The sequence below is a fragment of the Peribacillus frigoritolerans genome, from assembly GCF_004358755.1.
Classification (GTDB): Bacteria; Bacillota; Bacilli; order Bacillales; family Bacillaceae; genus Bacillus_P.
Map to the genome: position 1 here is coordinate 568,648 of NZ_SMZY01000001.1, position 17,084 is coordinate 585,731.

General features: G+C 41.1%; 20 protein-coding genes. 19 read left to right on the forward strand and 1 reads right to left on the reverse strand.

Annotated features, from left to right (window positions below; all coding sequences use genetic code 11):
* Window positions 1–57: 57 nt before the first annotated feature.
* Window positions 58–189, reverse strand: coding sequence for a YpzI family protein (locus tag E2R53_RS02995; RefSeq protein WP_070877552.1), 132 nt, complete (start codon window positions 187–189; stop codon window positions 58–60).
* A 200-nt stretch (window positions 190–389) separates the two neighbouring features.
* Between E2R53_RS02995 and E2R53_RS03000 the strand changes: the two genes are divergently transcribed.
* The 19 genes from E2R53_RS03000 (at window position 390) to aroH (ending at window position 16,730) form a co-directional block, all read left to right on the forward strand.
* Entirely contained in the window at window positions 390–983 is a 594-nt protein-coding gene (locus E2R53_RS03000; protein WP_133310338.1) for a YphA family membrane protein, read from the forward strand.
* A gap of 1 nt (window position 984) precedes the next feature.
* A complete protein-coding gene (locus tag E2R53_RS03005) occupies window positions 985–1,881 on the forward strand; it encodes a YIEGIA family protein (RefSeq protein ID WP_133310339.1) in 897 nt (298 codons plus the stop codon).
* A complete protein-coding gene (locus E2R53_RS03010; RefSeq protein ID WP_070877549.1) occupies window positions 1,878–2,069 on the forward strand; it encodes a capping complex subunit for YIEGIA in 192 nt (63 codons plus the stop codon). The genes E2R53_RS03005 and E2R53_RS03010 overlap by 4 nt, the downstream gene beginning before the upstream one ends.
* Before the next feature lie 163 nt (window positions 2,070–2,232).
* Window positions 2,233–3,543, forward strand: a complete 1,311-nt coding sequence (der, locus tag E2R53_RS03015) for a ribosome biogenesis GTPase Der (RefSeq protein ID WP_133310340.1) — start codon at window positions 2,233–2,235, stop codon at window positions 3,541–3,543.
* Window positions 3,544–3,558: 15 nt separating this feature from the next.
* Window positions 3,559–4,593 carry an NAD(P)H-dependent glycerol-3-phosphate dehydrogenase gene (locus E2R53_RS03020; RefSeq protein ID WP_133310341.1) on the forward strand — a complete coding sequence of 345 codons (1,035 nt, stop codon included), beginning with the start codon at window positions 3,559–3,561 and terminating at the stop codon, window positions 4,591–4,593.
* A 788-nt stretch (window positions 4,594–5,381) separates the two neighbouring features.
* On the forward strand, window positions 5,382–5,582 hold the full coding sequence (locus tag E2R53_RS03025; protein ID WP_133310342.1) for a DUF2768 domain-containing protein: 201 nt from the start codon (window positions 5,382–5,384) through the stop codon (window positions 5,580–5,582).
* Window positions 5,583–5,609: 27 nt separating this feature from the next.
* Entirely contained in the window at window positions 5,610–6,329 is a 720-nt protein-coding gene (locus E2R53_RS03030) for a hypothetical protein (RefSeq protein ID WP_133310343.1), read from the forward strand.
* 199 nt (window positions 6,330–6,528) lie between these two features.
* Window positions 6,529–8,007 (forward strand): stage IV sporulation protein A, encoded by a 1,479-nt coding sequence (gene spoIVA, locus E2R53_RS03035; RefSeq protein WP_133310344.1) that lies wholly within the window; start codon window positions 6,529–6,531, stop codon window positions 8,005–8,007.
* 523 nt (window positions 8,008–8,530) lie between these two features.
* The gene (hbs, locus tag E2R53_RS03040) at window positions 8,531–8,809 is read left to right on the forward strand and encodes a non-specific DNA-binding protein Hbs (RefSeq protein WP_029280242.1); all 279 of its coding nucleotides are present in this window, start codon (window positions 8,531–8,533) and stop codon (window positions 8,807–8,809) included.
* 201 nt (window positions 8,810–9,010) lie between these two features.
* Window positions 9,011–9,577, forward strand: coding sequence for a GTP cyclohydrolase I FolE (gene folE, locus E2R53_RS03045; RefSeq protein ID WP_133310346.1), 567 nt, complete (start codon window positions 9,011–9,013; stop codon window positions 9,575–9,577).
* 18 nt (window positions 9,578–9,595) lie between these two features.
* Window positions 9,596–9,823: a trp RNA-binding attenuation protein MtrB gene (mtrB, locus tag E2R53_RS03050; RefSeq protein ID WP_133310347.1), complete on the forward strand. Its 228-nt coding sequence runs from the start codon at window positions 9,596–9,598 to the stop codon at window positions 9,821–9,823.
* A 113-nt stretch (window positions 9,824–9,936) separates the two neighbouring features.
* Window positions 9,937–10,743, forward strand: a complete 807-nt coding sequence (locus tag E2R53_RS03055) for a heptaprenyl diphosphate synthase component 1 (RefSeq protein WP_133311128.1) — start codon at window positions 9,937–9,939, stop codon at window positions 10,741–10,743.
* Window position 10,744: 1 nt separating this feature from the next.
* On the forward strand, window positions 10,745–11,440 hold the full coding sequence (locus E2R53_RS03060) for a demethylmenaquinone methyltransferase (RefSeq protein WP_133310348.1): 696 nt from the start codon (window positions 10,745–10,747) through the stop codon (window positions 11,438–11,440).
* Window positions 11,441–11,567: 127 nt separating this feature from the next.
* Window positions 11,568–12,530, forward strand: a complete 963-nt coding sequence (hepT, locus tag E2R53_RS03065; protein WP_133310349.1) for a heptaprenyl diphosphate synthase component II — start codon at window positions 11,568–11,570, stop codon at window positions 12,528–12,530.
* 101 nt (window positions 12,531–12,631) lie between these two features.
* On the forward strand, window positions 12,632–13,078 hold the full coding sequence (ndk, locus tag E2R53_RS03070; RefSeq protein WP_070878161.1) for a nucleoside-diphosphate kinase: 447 nt from the start codon (window positions 12,632–12,634) through the stop codon (window positions 13,076–13,078).
* A 177-nt stretch (window positions 13,079–13,255) separates the two neighbouring features.
* Entirely contained in the window at window positions 13,256–14,029 is a 774-nt protein-coding gene (locus tag E2R53_RS03075) for a CheR family methyltransferase (RefSeq protein ID WP_133310350.1), read from the forward strand.
* Between the two features lie 75 nt (window positions 14,030–14,104).
* Window positions 14,105–15,277, forward strand: a complete 1,173-nt coding sequence (gene aroC, locus E2R53_RS03080; protein WP_133310351.1) for a chorismate synthase — start codon at window positions 14,105–14,107, stop codon at window positions 15,275–15,277.
* Window positions 15,277–16,365, forward strand: a complete 1,089-nt coding sequence (gene aroB / locus E2R53_RS03085; protein WP_133310352.1) for a 3-dehydroquinate synthase — start codon at window positions 15,277–15,279, stop codon at window positions 16,363–16,365. The genes aroC and aroB overlap by 1 nt, the downstream gene beginning before the upstream one ends.
* Window positions 16,362–16,730 carry a chorismate mutase gene (gene aroH, locus E2R53_RS03090; RefSeq protein WP_133310353.1) on the forward strand — a complete coding sequence of 123 codons (369 nt, stop codon included), beginning with the start codon at window positions 16,362–16,364 and terminating at the stop codon, window positions 16,728–16,730. Before aroB ends, aroH begins: the two co-directional genes overlap by 4 nt.
* The last annotated feature ends 354 nt before the right edge of the window (window positions 16,731–17,084 follow it).

Sequence of the window (17,084 nt, forward strand, 5' to 3'; positions counted from 1 at the left end):
AAAAGGCGCCATACATTTGGCGGCTTTTTTTGCTTCGGGAGAAGAAAACTTGATTGCCTATTTATTTCGGGCTCTTGATTCCTCCGGGCTTTCTAAAGAAGTGGCTCCTTTGTAATGCAGTGATTGATCTCGGTCAGATTCGACCCGTTTACTTGCTTTCAGCTTTTTTTCTTGACGGTCACGTCCCATTTTAAATCCCTCCTTTTATTCCTTAGTATGACTCAAGCAGCCGCTGCCCATGAATTCCATTTTATGAGGCTTTGATCATTTGGGCAAAACCGAGAAAGCTCATTTAATCAGCTGTCTATACATAAACGGCAATTTTCACCCGAGATGTGGATTAAAGATCAAAAAATCCTCCCATAATAGGAACAATAGGAGTGAGGATTGTGGAAAATGTCTTTTACTATTGGATTTTGTGGGGAGCTTGGATTGCTGCAGCTTTTTTTCTTCAAAAATCCTTCAGGCGAACATTGATATCAATGGTTATTTTATTATTCATAGCATTTGGGGAATTATTTGTGGAGGTTTCTTCTTTTTCCATTAGAGTTTCCTTTATTATGGCACTTTGTGTGGGTTATTATTTGGCCGCAGTCAGCATGCGGAAGGTTTATCACTTTTTTTCAGTGATGACGTTAACTAGTGCATATGCAGGTATTCATTTATTTGAAATCTTTGATCCTGTATGGTTTATGGTCGACCGTTTTTTTGTCATTATTGGGGTTATCAGTATATTAGCTCTTTATCTGGGGAAAAGTATGCGCGAGCGTTTAGGGCTTCTGATCCTTTCCATGAGCCAGGGAGAATTATTGTTTTGGGTCATCCTTGGAAAATTTCATGATGGATTAACAATTGGAACAGCTGATTATTTAAATATGGCTGCCATTGGCTTTTTTATCTTATGTACTTGGACTTATATAGAACAAGTGACGGCGTCATTAAATCAGCAGGTTCAAAAATCAGCAAGGGGGAAGCAGGCTTAATATGAATGTATATACTCTTCCGATATTATTCGGTGTTGCTTTTGGTGTGGTTTCAAGACTTTATATGCTGCGCACAGATTACAGACAGTACCCCACGTACCTGCACGGAAAAATCATACATGTTGCATTGGGTTTCATTGCTGCAGGGCTTGGAACGATTGCCATACCAGCTATTATGGAGGAAGAATTTACTGCGATTACTTTCCTGACGCTTGCTGCTTCGCAATTCAGGGAAGTGAGAAATATGGAGAGGAATACGTTAACAGAGCTGGATCGATATGAGCTTGTTTCAAGAGGGAGCACATATATTGAGGGAATTGCCGTTGCGTTTGAAAGCAGAAATTATCTGGTCATTTTCACTTCTTTAGTGACGACGTTAACTTATTTAGTATTAAACATCTGGGCAGCAGCTGCTGCAGGCGTCATTTGTCTGATCGTATCAAAAAAATTAATGGCAGGAAGCAAATTGAAGGATATCGTACATATTGAATATAAAGAGCCTCATTTTGAAGGTGCAGGATTATATATAGATAATATTTATATCATGAATATCGGGATACCTGCCAAACAGGAAGCTGTATTAAAATACGGCATGGGCTTTATTTTGACTCCGAAAAATTACAATGCAAGAACGACAATTGCGAATTTAGGACAAAGACAGGCGATCCTGCATGATGTCTCAACTGCGCTTGGAGTCCACCGGGATTCAGGTGAACCATCCTTAGTACCGCTCGCTAAGCGTGATTTGGATGATGGGAGAGTAGGAGTATTCGTCCTCCCTCAAGGTGGAGACATTGAGCTTGCCAAAACCGTAATTGGGGAAGTCCCGACACTTGAAAATGCGATAAGAATGCCAAGTGAGTCTAAAGCCAATAATGAAGGCAGGTCTAAACATTGAGTACATCACTTGAAAAATATATTCTGGCAGCGGTAACGACAAGCCCCGAAAAAGTAACAGGCGGGACTGCCGTCTTTGTAGTCAAAACAAAAGAAGAAATGGATTTTTACGCAAAAAATCTAGAAGCCATTTTAGATGGAATCGCACACGGAATCGGCGAAGATCTGTACATTATTGTAAAGCATTGAGTTGTACAACATGCTAAACTCTGCTAATATATAAAAGTTAAGCCCTTCCCGAAAATAGAGAAGGGTTTCTTTCATGAAAAGGGAAAGCTTATAATGTAAGATATGAACTTATATGTTGCCCGCATTAAAATACATAAACTGCAAGCTGAAAGGAAAGATTGCTATGGCTAAACCGGTAATTGCAATCGTCGGCCGCCCGAATGTCGGGAAATCGACGATATTTAATCGAATCGTTGGCGAGCGTGTTTCAATCGTCGAAGATACACCAGGAGTAACAAGAGACAGAATATACAGTTCGGGAGAATGGCTGAACTACCAATTTAATTTAATTGATACAGGCGGAATTGATATTGGAGATGAGCCGTTCTTAGCGCAGATTCGCCAGCAGGCTGAAATTGCGATCGATGAAGCGGATGTTATTATTTTTCTGACAAACGGACGCGAAGGTGTGACTTCTGCTGATGAAGAAGTGGCAAAGATTCTCTACCGCAGCAAAAAGCCTGTTGTGCTTGCTGTAAACAAAGTGGACAATCCTGAAATGAGATCAAGCATTTATGATTTCTATGCGCTTGGATTTGGAGAGCCTTTCCCGATTTCCGGTTCTCATGGACTGGGGCTTGGAGATTTGCTTGATGCAGTAGCTGAGCATTTTAAAAATATCGTGACAGAAGAGTATGATGAAGAAACAATCAAATTCAGTTTAATCGGCCGTCCAAACGTTGGAAAATCTTCCCTGGTGAATGCTCTTCTTGGAGAAGACCGGGTAATCGTCAGCAATATCGCAGGCACTACAAGAGATGCTGTCGATACGAGCTACCGATATGAAGGCCAGGATTTCGTAATTATTGATACCGCCGGCATGAGGAAAAAAGGGAAGGTATACGAGTCTACTGAAAAATACAGTGTTCTCCGCGCCTTAAAAGCCATAGACCGTTCAGATGTCGTGCTCGTTGTGATTGACGGGGAAGAAGGCATTATTGAGCAGGATAAAAAAATTGCAGGCTACGCACATGAAGCTGGACGTGCAGTCGTGATTGTCGTTAATAAATGGGATGCAGTTGATAAAGATGAAAAAACGATGAAAGATTTTGAAACAAACATTAGAGAGCATTTCTTATTCCTGGATTACGCTCCAATCGTTTTCTTGTCAGCAAAAACGACGCGCCGTATCCATACACTGCTGCCAAAAATCATACTTGCCAGTGAAAATCACTCTCTGCGTGTTGAAACAAGCGTCTTGAATGATGTCATTATGGATGCTGTAGCGATGAATCCTACGCCAACTGATAAAGGGAAGAGATTGAAAATTTATTATGCTACACAGGTTGCTGTTAAACCGCCGGCATTTGCTATTTTCGTAAACGAACCAGAATTAATGCATTTTTCATATGAGCGATTCCTGCAAAACAGAATCCGGGATGCATTTGGTTTTGAAGGCACACCAATTAAAATTTTCGCAAGAGCTAGAAAATAACAGGGGTGAATAGGGATGGAACGAATTGCCGTTCTTGGTGCAGGCAGCTGGGGGACAGCGCTTAGTATTGTACTTGCAGATAATCATCATGAAGTTAGACTTTGGGGACATCGCAAAGAGCTCATTCAGCAAATAAATGAAACACACCGGAATCAAAAGTATTTGCCTGATGTTGAGCTTTCAGATGCCATTAAAGGCTATACAGATTTAGCAGAAGCTCTGAATTCAGTGAATATCGCGGTTTTGGCTGTTCCGACAAAAGCAATAAGAGAAGTTCTGCAGGACGTTATAAAAGTAATTGACCATAAATTGACCATTGTGCATGTCAGTAAAGGAATTGAGCCTGATTCCCTTCTGCGCATATCTGAAATCATTAAAGAGGAAGTGCCTGAACACCTTCTGCAGGATGTAGTGGTTCTATCAGGTCCAAGTCATGCTGAAGAGGTAAGCCTAAGACAGCCGACAACGGTAACATCATCTTCAGATAACCTTGAAGCAGCAGAGCTTATTCAGGACATATTTATGAATCAGCATTTCAGAGTGTATACAAACCCTGATGTCATCGGGGTTGAGATTGGCGGAGCTCTGAAGAATATTATTGCACTTGCAGCAGGAATCACGGACGGTCTTGGATATGGAGATAATGCCAAAGCTGCTCTTATTACGAGAGGACTTGCTGAAATAGCGCGTCTTGGCAGTATAATGGGCGGAAATCCATTAACGTTTTCAGGACTCACAGGTATTGGAGACTTAATTGTTACATGTACAAGTGTACACTCGAGAAACTGGCGGGCCGGTAATTTGCTTGGTAAAGGCCAAAAACTTGAGGATGTGCTTGAAAACATGGGAATGGTTGTAGAAGGTGTCAGAACGACAAAGGCAGCCTATCAGCTTGCCCAAAAATATGAAGTGAAAATGCCGATTACAGAAGCTCTGTATGATGTATTATTCAACGATAAAGAAGTAAAAGATGCTGTTGATTCGCTGATGGCCAGAGTGAAAACACATGAAATGGAAGATCTTGTGAATATAAGTGAAAATCGCAGCTGACTCATGTGGCATATGGGGCGGAACGTGCATAGTATACCTTGAGTTAGTGAAAGAATAACAATCTTACTCATGAAACGGACCACTAGGTGCAAATGCGTAAATCCCACTATAGCATTGAATCATATACTTACGTTTCCTCTCTGTTTATAAAAATGGCTCACTTAATCATGAAAATAGGCATTAGAGGATGCAAATGCTTTGAAATTCGCATAAAATGCATCGTAGTAAATTATGAGTTGCTCTAATCAATGGGATCCGATTAGTCTGAAGCAAAAAATGGCTGAAGTAAAGCTGCCCCCTCTTTACTTCGGTTTTTTTTGTCATGAAAAGGGACAAGTCTGGCGGTTCTGCTGGATGCAGGGATATACATAGATACACTTCAGCTATTCATACATAAATTTACTCGGCTTAAATTGCGGGATTTCAGCTTAAGAGTGCACAGTACGGCTAAATAAGCAGAAATCCAGCGATATCAAAAATTGAATTTCTGATAAAAGCAAAAACGGCTATATATAACAGGAAACCGTCTGGATAAAATGGGATGATTTTAGCTAAAAAAAGGAATTTGTCTAGTTTGAGATTTGTTATCTGTCATGCCTGAGCTAAACGGGCGATTCCGCATTTCGTGGTGTCCAGCTCCATCTCCCAACTCCTCGGCCAGAACGGCTCCGTCTGTAAAGGCAAAAAGCGCCTTTTCAGCCGGATCCTTATCTGTCTGTCGGAGCTAAACGGGCGATTCCGCATTTCGTATGATATAATATTTTCGGATAATAAGGGGAGGTAAGGGAATGAGTCCAGCGTTGATGAAGATGTGGATTGCTCTCGCTTCAATGGGGTTTATGTTTGTTGCGATTATATCAATCTATTTCAGCAGATTTAAAATGAAAGGGTTTTTAAAGGTTGCTTTTGCGGCAATTGCCTATTTTTTTATGATTCTGGCAGGATTATTAATCTTTTTCGTTGTGTTCAGCGGACCTGTTAATGAATAATGAACTTCACTATAAAGGAAGATTTTCATGAAAAAGCTTGTTTCACTATTACCTGTTTTTTTAATCATGACACTGCTTTCAGGCTGCTTGTATCCTGATCAGGAGCTGAGCCAGAATCAGGTTCCGTATGAAGATCAGATAGCAGGGGTGCAAAACACGGTTGACCGGTTTAAAGAAGATTCCGGAGGGCTGCTTCCGATAAAAACGAGAGATATGGAAACGCCGATCTATCAGAAATACCCGATTGATTTTGCCCAGCTTGTGCCGAAATACATGGCTGAACCCCCCGGGACATCTTATGAAAGCGGCGGAGTTTACTTGTATGTTCTTGTTGATGTTGAAAAAAATCCGACTGTCAAACTGATTGACCTAAGAATCTCAGAGGAAATCCGTGATCTGAAAACGAGATTAAATGTGTATAAAGCATCCAACGGCTATCCGCCTTATAAAGATGTTGTAGCTGAAAATGTGTTTACTTTGGACTATAAGAAACTTGGCTATGAGGAAGCTCCTCATGCTGTTAGCCCTTATTCAGGAGAAATACTGCCATTTGTAATTGATAATACGGGGGAAGTGTATGTTGATTACCGCATTGATTTGAATAAAGCATTGAGCGAAAAAAAACATAAAGCCGCAGATGGTGAAGATATAAGAAATCTATTGGTCGTTGACTCTCCGTTTGTTCCGGCATTTTCCTTGCCTTATACCGTCAATGAAAAAAATGAACCTGTCTTTTTAGATAAATAAGTCATGAACCCTTCTTAAGAGAAATAAACTCTGAAAGAAGGGTTTTTCATTTTTTAAAATCATATAAGAAAAATGAAATGAAAAAAATTTCAGATCACTGTCATAAATAAATAGGACAACGTCATAAATATATAGTGTCCTAAACACGAAAAAGCAGACGGTCAATAACCCAAGAAGCCTATGATCGGGAGGGGATCACTTGGAAAAGGTAGATATTTTTAAAGATATCGCAGAGCGCACAGGCGGCGATATTTATCTTGGAGTAGTAGGAGCAGTAAGAACAGGCAAATCTACATTTATCAAAAAATTCATGGAGCAGGTTGTGCTTCCGAATATTGATAACGAGTCAGACCGGGCACGCGCGCAGGATGAGCTCCCACAAAGTGCTGCAGGCAAAACCATCATGACAACAGAGCCTAAATTTGTCCCTAATCAAGCGGTTTCAATCCATGTTGATGAGGGACTTGACGTCAATATTAGATTGGTAGATTGCGTTGGCTATACGGTACCCGGGGCAAAAGGGTATGAAGATGAAAATGGGCCTAGAATGATTAACACTCCGTGGTATGAGGAGCCGATTCCTTTCCATGAAGCAGCAGAAATCGGAACAAGAAAAGTCATTCAGGAGCACTCCACAATTGGCGTCGTCATTACAACAGACGGTTCAATTGGAGAGATCCCAAGAAGAGATTACATTGAAGCTGAAGAGCGTGTCATTGAGGAATTAAAGGAAGTAGGAAAACCTTTCATCATGATTATTAATACGGTTCAGCCGTATCATCCTGAAACAGAAACGCTCCGAAGACAGCTCAGTGAAAAATATGACATTCCGGTTCTTGCCATGAGTGTTGAAAGCATTCGTGAAACAGATGTCATGAACGTTCTCCGCGAAGCGCTGTATGAGTTCCCTGTGCTTGAGGTTAATGTGAATCTGCCTAGCTGGGTTATGGTACTCCGTGATAATCACTGGCTGCGCGAAAGCTATCAGGAAGCAGTCAAAGACACAGTACAGGATATTAAGCGGCTCAGAGATGTTGACCGTGTGGTCGGTTATTTCAGTGAATATGATTTCATTGACCGAGCAAGCCTTGCAGGCATTGAAATGGGGCAGGGGATCGCAGAAATCGATCTTTACGCGCCGGATGATTTATATGATCAGATATTAAAAGAAGTCGTTGGTGTGGAAATCCGAGGGAAAGATCACCTGCTGCAGCTGATGCAGGACTTTGCGTATGCGAAAGCAGAATATGATCAAGTATCAGATGCGCTTAGAATGGTTAAGCAAACAGGCTACGGCATTGCAGCACCGGCACTCAGCGACATGAGCCTTGATGAGCCGGAAATTATCAGGCAGGGTGCAAGATTCGGTGTCCGTCTAAAAGCTGTGGCCCCATCGATTCATATGATTAAAGTGGATGTGGAGTCAGAATTTGCTCCGATTATCGGAACCGAAAAACAAAGTGAAGAGCTGGTTCGATACTTAATGCAGGATTTTGAAGATAATCCGCTGTCCATCTGGAAATCAGATATTTTCGGACGAAGCCTGAGTTCAATTGTGAGAGAAGGCATTCAGGCGAAACTCTCCTTAATGCCTGAAAATGCCAGATACAAGCTGAAAGAAACTCTCGAACGCATCATTAACGAAGGATCAGGCGGTTTAATCGCGATCATTCTATAGAAGTCATACGAACAGATGACCACAAAATGTGGTCATCTTTTTGTCTTTAAAAATAGTTTTCAATCTGATGACAATAAGCTTACAAAATTTTATTTTAATAAAATTAATGTTTACTTCTATCCCAATATGTATTAGTGTTTTTAATAAGTTTTACATATTTCAAAATAACATTTGCATCTGCGGTTTTTTTTTTGTAAAATATGTTCTTTATAGGAATGCACGTTCGCTGAAAGTACCCTCACTTATTGATTTATATAGGTTTTATAAAGGTTTCTCCTTGCTTAGCGAAAAAGGATGTGTTAATCTACTATCAGAAATTATTTTCTGCATTGGTCGATTCTTCCTAGAAACCCAATATTCATGCGGAAAATCATTGAATTATAGCCGTTAATCGTATAAGATTAGCGTGTTAACAGTAAAATGCGTATCTATCATGTATAGATTCTGCATAATCTGTGAAGAAATGAAATTAACAGAATGCTTTTATTGCTTAACAGACAATCTTTGGGAGGAGGTGAAAGGCATGAATAAAACAGAACTTATCAACGCGGTAGCAGAAGCTAGCGAATTATCTAAAAAAGATGCAACGAAAGCGGTTGATGCTGTTTTCGATACACTTTTAGATGCACTTAAAAACGGTGATAAAGTACAATTGATCGGTTTTGGCAACTTCGAAGTACGTGAGCGTGCGGCTCGTAAAGGACGCAACCCACAAACTGGCGAAGAAATCGAAATCGCAGCAAGCAAAGTGCCTGCGTTCAAACCAGGTAAAGCTCTTAAAGACGCTGTTGCTGGAAAATAATGTGCTCTTACCCGTGTATGATGCATAAATTACATACACAAAATGACATGGATAGCCCCTTTTATAGGGGCTTTTCCTTTGTTCTGGAAAAAAAGAAGACATGGCTGCTGCATCAACTTCACAAGATGCATCATTCTTTGCTTTTAATTGCTTACATATGCTAGAATCTGTATCAAATATATTGTTTTTAGGAGGATATGTATGGGGCAAATCAATACTCAGCAGATCGAAGAGGCGGTAAGGCTCATACTTGAGGCGATAGGGGAAAATCCAAATCGCGAAGGGCTGCTTGATACTCCAAAGCGTGTTGCTAAAATGTATGCCGAAGTATTCTCTGGACTTAACGAAGACCCAAAAGAGCATTTTAAAACCGTGTTCGGCGAAGACCATGAAGAACTTGTGCTGGTAAAGGATATTCCATTTCATTCGATGTGTGAGCATCACCTTGTTCCGTTTTTTGGAAAGGCTCACATTGCATATATACCAAAAGGCGGAAAAGTAACGGGGCTGAGCAAGCTGGCCAGAGCTGTTGAAGCTGTTTGCAGAAGACCGCAGCTTCAAGAAAGAATTACCTCGACAATTGCAGACAGCATTGTTGATTCATTAGAACCGCATGGCGTCATGGTGGTTGTAGAAGCAGAACATATGTGCATGACAATGCGGGGAGTCAAAAAGCCTGGAAGCAAAACAGTGACATCAGCTGTCAGAGGTGTTTTTGTGAAAGATCCTGCAGCCAGAGCGGAAGTATTATCATTTATTAAAGAATAAGGATTCGGGGGTGTTCATATGAAAGACAACACAAATGATTTTTTAGTGATTAAAGCGGTGGAAGATGGAGTGAATGTCATCGGTCTGACCCGCGGATCGGATACTCGATTTCATCATTCAGAGAAGCTTGATAAAGGCGAGGTCATGATTGCCCAGTTTACTGAGCATACATCTGCTATCAAGATAAGAGGCAAAGCTATTATTCAGACAAGCTACGGTGAAATCGAAAGCGACTCCAGAAGATAATTTTCTGACGGCTGCAATTATGGTATAATATCTAGTATTCAGCTGTAACTGTTTGTTGCTGTTGCTGGTTTTTCGAAAAAATTTCTATTTACATGGGGACAAGGGTGATTCATTTGCAAGACATCTATGTACAAATGGCTAAGATTAAAGACGCGCTGCACGTAAAGCTCACTCATCCATTTTTAGCAAAATATATACCTTCTCCTGTGATTGATGAAGATAAACTGCTCCTCTTCTATGCTTTGTTCGATCAGATTGATCTTCCAGATGAAAAAAAAGAGAACTACATAATTACAGCGATGCTTGTGCAAATTGCCCTTGATACTCATGATGAAGTATCCACTTCCGTTCATTTAAAGCAGGAAGAGTTCATGCAAAGACAGCTTATTGTTCTTGCAGGAGACTACTTCAGCGGTCTGTATTACGCGTTATTATCAGAAATGCAGGATATTGGAATGATTCGAACGTTAGCAACGGCAATAAAAGAGATAAATGAACATAAAATTCGCCTGTACGAAGAGACTGTAAGTGATTTTGATTCATTCGTTGCAAGTATCATAAAAGTTGAAACGGCTCTTTTTCAGCATGTTTCTGATTATTTTCAGGCAGGCTTATTCTCAAAGCTTACGACTAAATTTTTATCATACAAGCGGCTGATGCTTGAGAAAAACAGATACAACGAAGAATCTTTATCGATCATGAGGAATTTGGAGAAAAAGAAGAAAAATATCGGCACAATCGAATTTACCGGAGTGTATCTTAAAGAGTTTTGCAACCGTTATTTCGAAGAGACAGCCGAGCTTTTAGAAAGCTGTTTTCAGCAGCCGTCCCCTCTGCAGAAAGTCCTGTTAGCAAGATTGCAGTCATTCAAGTATAATCAGGATATAAGATACACTACGCTTGCGGAAGAAGGTTTATGAAATGCAGCAATCCAAAGAAGAAAGAGTCCATTCTGTATTTGAAAAAATATATAAAAACTACGATAAGATGAATTCAGTCATCAGTTTTCAGCGCCATATTGCCTGGCGCCGCGAAACTATGAAACGAATGAATGTCAAACAAGGCTCGATTGCCCTGGATGTTTGCTGCGGCACAGCTGACTGGACAATTGCTATGGCTGATGCGGTAGGCGACAGAGGCCGGGCGGTTGGTCTTGATTTCAGCAACAATATGCTGAAAATTGGCAGAGAGAAAATAAAAGATTACTCCAATATCGAATTAATTCACGGCAATGCCATGGAGCTTCCTTTTGAAGACAACACGTTTGATTATGTAACAATCGGTTTTGGACTTCGGAATGTTCCGGACTATATGACCGTGCTTAAGGAAATGCACCGCGTTGTAAAGCCAGGCGGAAAAGTAGTCTGCCTCGAAACCTCCCAGCCGACCATGATCGGATTTAAGCAGCTTTATTACGGTTACTTCCGATTTGTGATGCCTGTTTTCGGAAAACTGTTTGCAAAGAGCTACAATGAATATTCATGGCTGCAGGAATCAGCCAGAGATTTCCCGGGAATGCGTGAGCTTGCACAAATGTTCAGAGATGCGGGCTTTAAAGATGTAGAAGTGAAGCCTTTTACAGGCGGCGTAGCCGCAATGCATCTCGGGTGCAAATGAAGCTTTTTGTTTATAATTCTGTCCTTCCTATAAGATTAAATGGCGGAGGAATCGGATGTGGACTACGTACTGCAATCTATCATTAGACCAGCCATGTTTTAAAAATGCGAGTATTTAGGTGAATTGAATGAAATTTAAAATGGCGTATTCGTTCTTAAATGCAGATCTTGATCTCATTGAACAGGAACTTGAAAAAACGGTAAGCTCAACAGAGCCTTTGTTAAGCGAGGCAGGGCTTCACCTTCTTCAGGCAGGGGGAAAGCGTATCCGCCCTGTTTTTGTATTGCTTTCTGCCATGTTTGGCGAATATGATATCGAAAAAGTCAAAAAAGTGGCCATCGCTCTTGAAATTATTCATATGGCATCTTTAGTGCATGATGATGTGATTGATGATGCTGAGCTCAGGCGGGGAAAACCGACTATTAAAGCAAAATGGGATAACCGCATTGCCATGTATACAGGGGATTATTTATTTGCAAGGTCACTTGAGATTATGACATCCTTAGAAAATATTGCAGCACATCAAATCCTTTCAAAAACAATTGTTGAAGTATCCCTTGGTGAAATTGAACAAATAAAAGACAAGTATGATTTTGACCAGAATCTGCGTGTTTATTTAAGACGCATAAAAAGGAAAACAGCGTTATTAATAGCTGCCAGCTGCCAGCTTGGAGCGATTGCAGGCGGCGTTCCGGAATCCATACATAAAAAATTATTTCTGTTCGGCTATTACGTAGGGATGTCCTTTCAAATTACAGATGATATTCTCGACTTTACCTCTACAGAAGAAGAGCTTGGAAAGCCTGTTGGAGGAGACCTGCTGCAGGGCAACATTACCCTTCCGGTGCTGTATGCAATGGAAAATTCCGAGCTGAAAAACAAAATCAGCAAGGTTGCGAGTGATACGTCCGATACGGAAATGGCGGAGATTATCGATGCCATCTTATCTACGAATGCAATTGAGCGGTCCATACAAGTCAGTGACATGTATCTTCAAAAAGGTTTCAGCATTTTAAACCAATTGCCGAAAAATCGGGCAAGATCTGCTTTATCCAATATTGCAAAATATATTGGAAAAAGAAAATTTTAAATTCCTCCGCCCCATACGATTGCGAAAAAAGTGAAAAAATGGTACGATTTCCATGGGGCATGAAAGCCCATACATAACAATCGCGGGGTGGAGAAATTAAGATGGAAAAAACATTTATGATGGTCAAACCTGATGGCGTTCAGCGTCAGCTTATCGGGAAAATTGTTTCTAGATTTGAGAGTAAGGGCTTACATTTAGTTGGGGCTAAATTAATGCAAATTCCGGTTTCACTTGCTGAACAGCACTACGGGGAACACAACGGGAAGCCTTTCTTCGGAGAGTTAGTTGAATTCATCACATCCGGACCAGTTTTCGCTATGGTTTGGGAAGGGGAAAATGTGATCGAAATCTCCCGCACGATGATGGGAAAAACAAAACCAGCCGAAGCATTGCCGGGTACAATCAGAGGCGACTATGGTTTATTCGTAGGAAAAAACATCATCCACGGTTCTGATTCACCGGAAAGTGCAGAGCGCGAAATTAACCTGTTCTTCAAACAAGAAGAATTAGTAGAATACGATAAAGATATTCATACTTGGATATACTGATCCGCCTAAAAGCCAGCAGAGATGCTGGCTTTTCTCATGTTTAAATATCACTTCCCATTTACCATTTTTATAAGAATTTTTAAGAGTTTTCAGATTTTTTTATTCAGGCCTCACAAGAGACTATCACTTTCCGATATACTATACATAGAGGGAATTCCTGCAGGAGAGTTGAGTCAGATGGAATATATGCAATTTCAGAAAGAATTTAAAAAGTTAACCGGAATCGATCTTGGTCTTTATAAAGAGGCACAAATGAAAAGAAGAATTACCTCTCTTTATTTGAAAAGGGGATTTAACGGTTTTAAGGAGTATGGTTCAGCACTTCAAAGAGATAGGGAGATGCTCTGTGAACTTCTGGACAGAATAACAATCAACGTTACAGAGTTTTATCGGAATAGGAAGCGCTGGGATCTATTAGAGACTGAATTGCTTCCTGCTTTGCTAAGCGGGTCCCGCCCGCTGAAAATATGGAGCGCAGCCTGTTCAACCGGTGAAGAGCCTTATACAATCGCAATGATTCTGTCAAAATATTTGCCCTTGTGCTCTATTAAAATTCTGGCAACAGACTTAGACGAAAATGTCATAGCCAGAGCAAAGCTCGGGATATATCCGGAAAGAAGTCTTGCTGAGCTGCCGGGTGAGATGAAGAGCAAATATTTTGTTCAGGACGGGGCAGGCTATCAAATCAGCAAAGAAATCATTGAGACTGTACAATTTAAAAAACACAATCTGCTTTCAGACCCTTTTGAAAGCGGATTTGATTTAATCATTTGCCGAAATGTGCTGATTTATTTTACGGAAGATGCGAAGAATATGCTTTATCATAAGTTTTCAAGGGCTTTGAAAAACGAGGGTATCTTTTTTATCGGGAGCACGGAACAGATTTTTTACAGTCAGCAATATGACCTTGAATCAGCAGGCACCTTTTTTTACAGAAAAATACAAATGTAAACTTTCTATTCAATTTTTCATACATATGGTATAGTGTTACTTAAAAGCGTTAGTGCGCTGAAGGGAGAGCTTTAGATGAGATACTTAACAGCAGGAGAATCACATGGACCGCAGTTAACAGCTATTGTTGAAGGAGTGCCGGCGGGGCTGTCAATTACTGCAGAGGATATTAACCTCGATCTTTCGCGCAGACAAAAGGGACATGGCAGAGGAAGAAGAATGCAGATTGAGAAGGACGAGGTTCAGATTACAAGCGGAATCCGTCATGGAAAAGCACTTGGCTCTCCAATCGCACTTGTAGTTGAAAATAATGATTGGAAACATTGGACGAATATTATGGGAATCGAGCCTTTAGAAGAAGGCGAAGAAAAAGATATTAAACGCCAGATCAGCCGTCCGCGGCCTGGACATGCTGATTTAAACGGAGCGATTAAATACGGGCACAGAGATATCCGCAACGTGCTTGAACGCTCTTCTGCCCGTGAAACAACGGTCAGAGTTGCGGTTGGTGCAGTAGCTAAAAAGCTATTGGCAGAGCTTGGCATTAAAGTTGCAGGACATGTAGTTGAAATCGGAGCAATCAAAGCTGAAAAAACAGAGTATCCGTCTATTGAAGAATTACAGCGGGTCACTGAGGAATCGCCTGTCCGCTGCCTGGATGAGAATGCTGCAGTAAAAATGATGCAGGCCATTGATGATGCTAAGAGCAATGGCGATTCCATCGGCGGTGTCGTGGAAGTGATTGTAGAAGGAATGCCTGCCGGGGTCGGCAGCTATGTTCATTACGACCGCAAGCTTGATTCGAAAATTGCAGCGGCCATCATTAGCATCAATGCTTTTAAAGGTGTGGAATTTGGCATCGGTTTTGAAGCAGCCCGAAGATTTGGCAGTGAAGTACATGACGAAATTATTTGGAGCGAAGAGAATGGCTACTCACGCAAAACGAATCGCTTAGGCGGTTTAGAAGGCGGAATGTCTACGGGCATGCCGATTGTAGTCAGAGGAGTCATGAAGCCAATTCCAACCCTGTATAAACCTCTTCAAAGTGTTGATATTGAAACGAAAGAACCTTTTTCAGCCAGCATCGAACGTTCTGACAGCTGTGCCGTGCCTGCAGCAAGTGTAGTTGCTGAAGCCGTTGTGGCATGGGAAATTGCGAATGCGATTCTTGAACAATTCGGTTCAGACCGGATGGATGCAATCCGTGAGCACGTTCAGGAAATGCGCGAGTATGCGAGGAAGTTCTAATGAAGAATTTGCTTATTGAAACTGCTTCCGGATCATATCCCGTTTCAGTAGGAAGAAATATCATTGAAACTGAACTGATTAAGCAAGTAAATGAAATAAAGCCTTCAAGTATATTGATTATTGCTGATGCAGCTGTTCAAAGCCTTTACGGTGAGCGGCTGCTGAATGCATTGAGCCATTTTTATAAAACGGAAGTTTTCGTTGTGCCGAGCGGGGAAGAGTATAAATCTTTCCAATCTTTCTATGATATTCAAACGCTCGCTCTTAAACTTGGACTTGACCGGAAATCTCTCATTCTTGCATTCGGCGGAGGAGTCATTGGCGACTTGGCCGGTTTTGCTGCTGCTACATATATGAGAGGTATCCCATTCATTCAGCTGCCGACTACTTTGCTTGCACATGATAGTGCGGTCGGAGGGAAAGTCGCGATTAACCACCCGGAAGGGAAAAACATGATCGGTGCGTTTCATCAGCCCCGGGCAGTCATTTATGATCTGGCTTTTCTTTCGACATTGCCGGTTCATGAGCTTCGTTCTGGATTTGCAGAAGTGATCAAACACGGACTGATTGGAAACGCGGATTTCTATCATTGGCTGACGTCTGAAATTTCTGTTCTCGATGACTTGGATGATGAAAAACTTCAGCATATGATTCTTGAAGGGATTCATGTCAAAGCGGCAGTCGTAAAAGAAGATGAAAAAGAAACCGGCGTGAGAGCCCATCTGAACTTTGGCCATACCCTGGGACATGCGATTGAAGCTTCCGAAGGATATGGAAAGATCAGCCACGGTGATGGGGTTGCCATCGGCATGCTTTTTGCGATCTGGCTGAGCGGGAAAATTCACAGTTTGAGTCTTCCTTATGAAAAAATCAAAAATTGGTTTAAAGAATTAGGCTTTCCGGTTGAAGTGCCTGAAAACTTATCTTCGGATGCTTTAATCAGCAGAATGCTGAAAGATAAAAAGTCGCATTCCGGGACGATCACAATGGTTCTGTTAAAAACGATCGGAGCACCGGAAATTTCACCTTTCGAAAGAGATCAATTAAGATCCTTGCTAGAAACATGGAGACAGGAGGGATCAGTTTGATTCGTGCAATTAGAGGAGCTGCTACAGTTGATCACAATGATGAAGATCAGATCATTAAAGCAACGGAAGCTCTTGTTTTAGAAATGATTGAAAAAAATAATGTAGAGCCTGAAGATGTCGCATCTGTCCTGCTTTCAATGACTGCCGATTTAGATGCGGTTTTTCCGGCGAAAGCTCTGCGGAATTTTGATGGATGGGAATTTGTTCCTGTCATGTGCATGCAGGAAATCCCTGTAGCTGGAAGTCTTGAAAAGTGCATCAGGGTCATGATGACAGTAGAGACTCGGCTTAATCAAAAAGAAGTAAAGCATGTATATCAGGGAAAAGCGATTGTGCTAAGACCCGATTTAACAGACAAAGAATAAATTTAAATTTATTAAATAGTGCCTGATGTTCCTCCCTTAGGCGGGAACATCATTCGTTGACAGAAAACAGCATGTGTATTAAGATAGAGCCCAAGAATAGAAATTAGAAGAGAGCTTCTAATATGTTCCAGTGCGTTAGATGAGTATAGTGAGCAAGTCAGATCAGTTCAGTGAAAAATCAATTAGTTTAGCATAGTTTAGGGTAGCCGAGAATGAGTTTAGCTGAGGTCTTTTATATTTTCCGTTACGGTTAAGACTACCCAAAAACAGAGATTCTTTGTTTTTGGGTTTTTTCGTTTTACCGCAGCGTTTCCGCTTAATACCTCCTAAATACTTATTCTCCACCATGCTGGA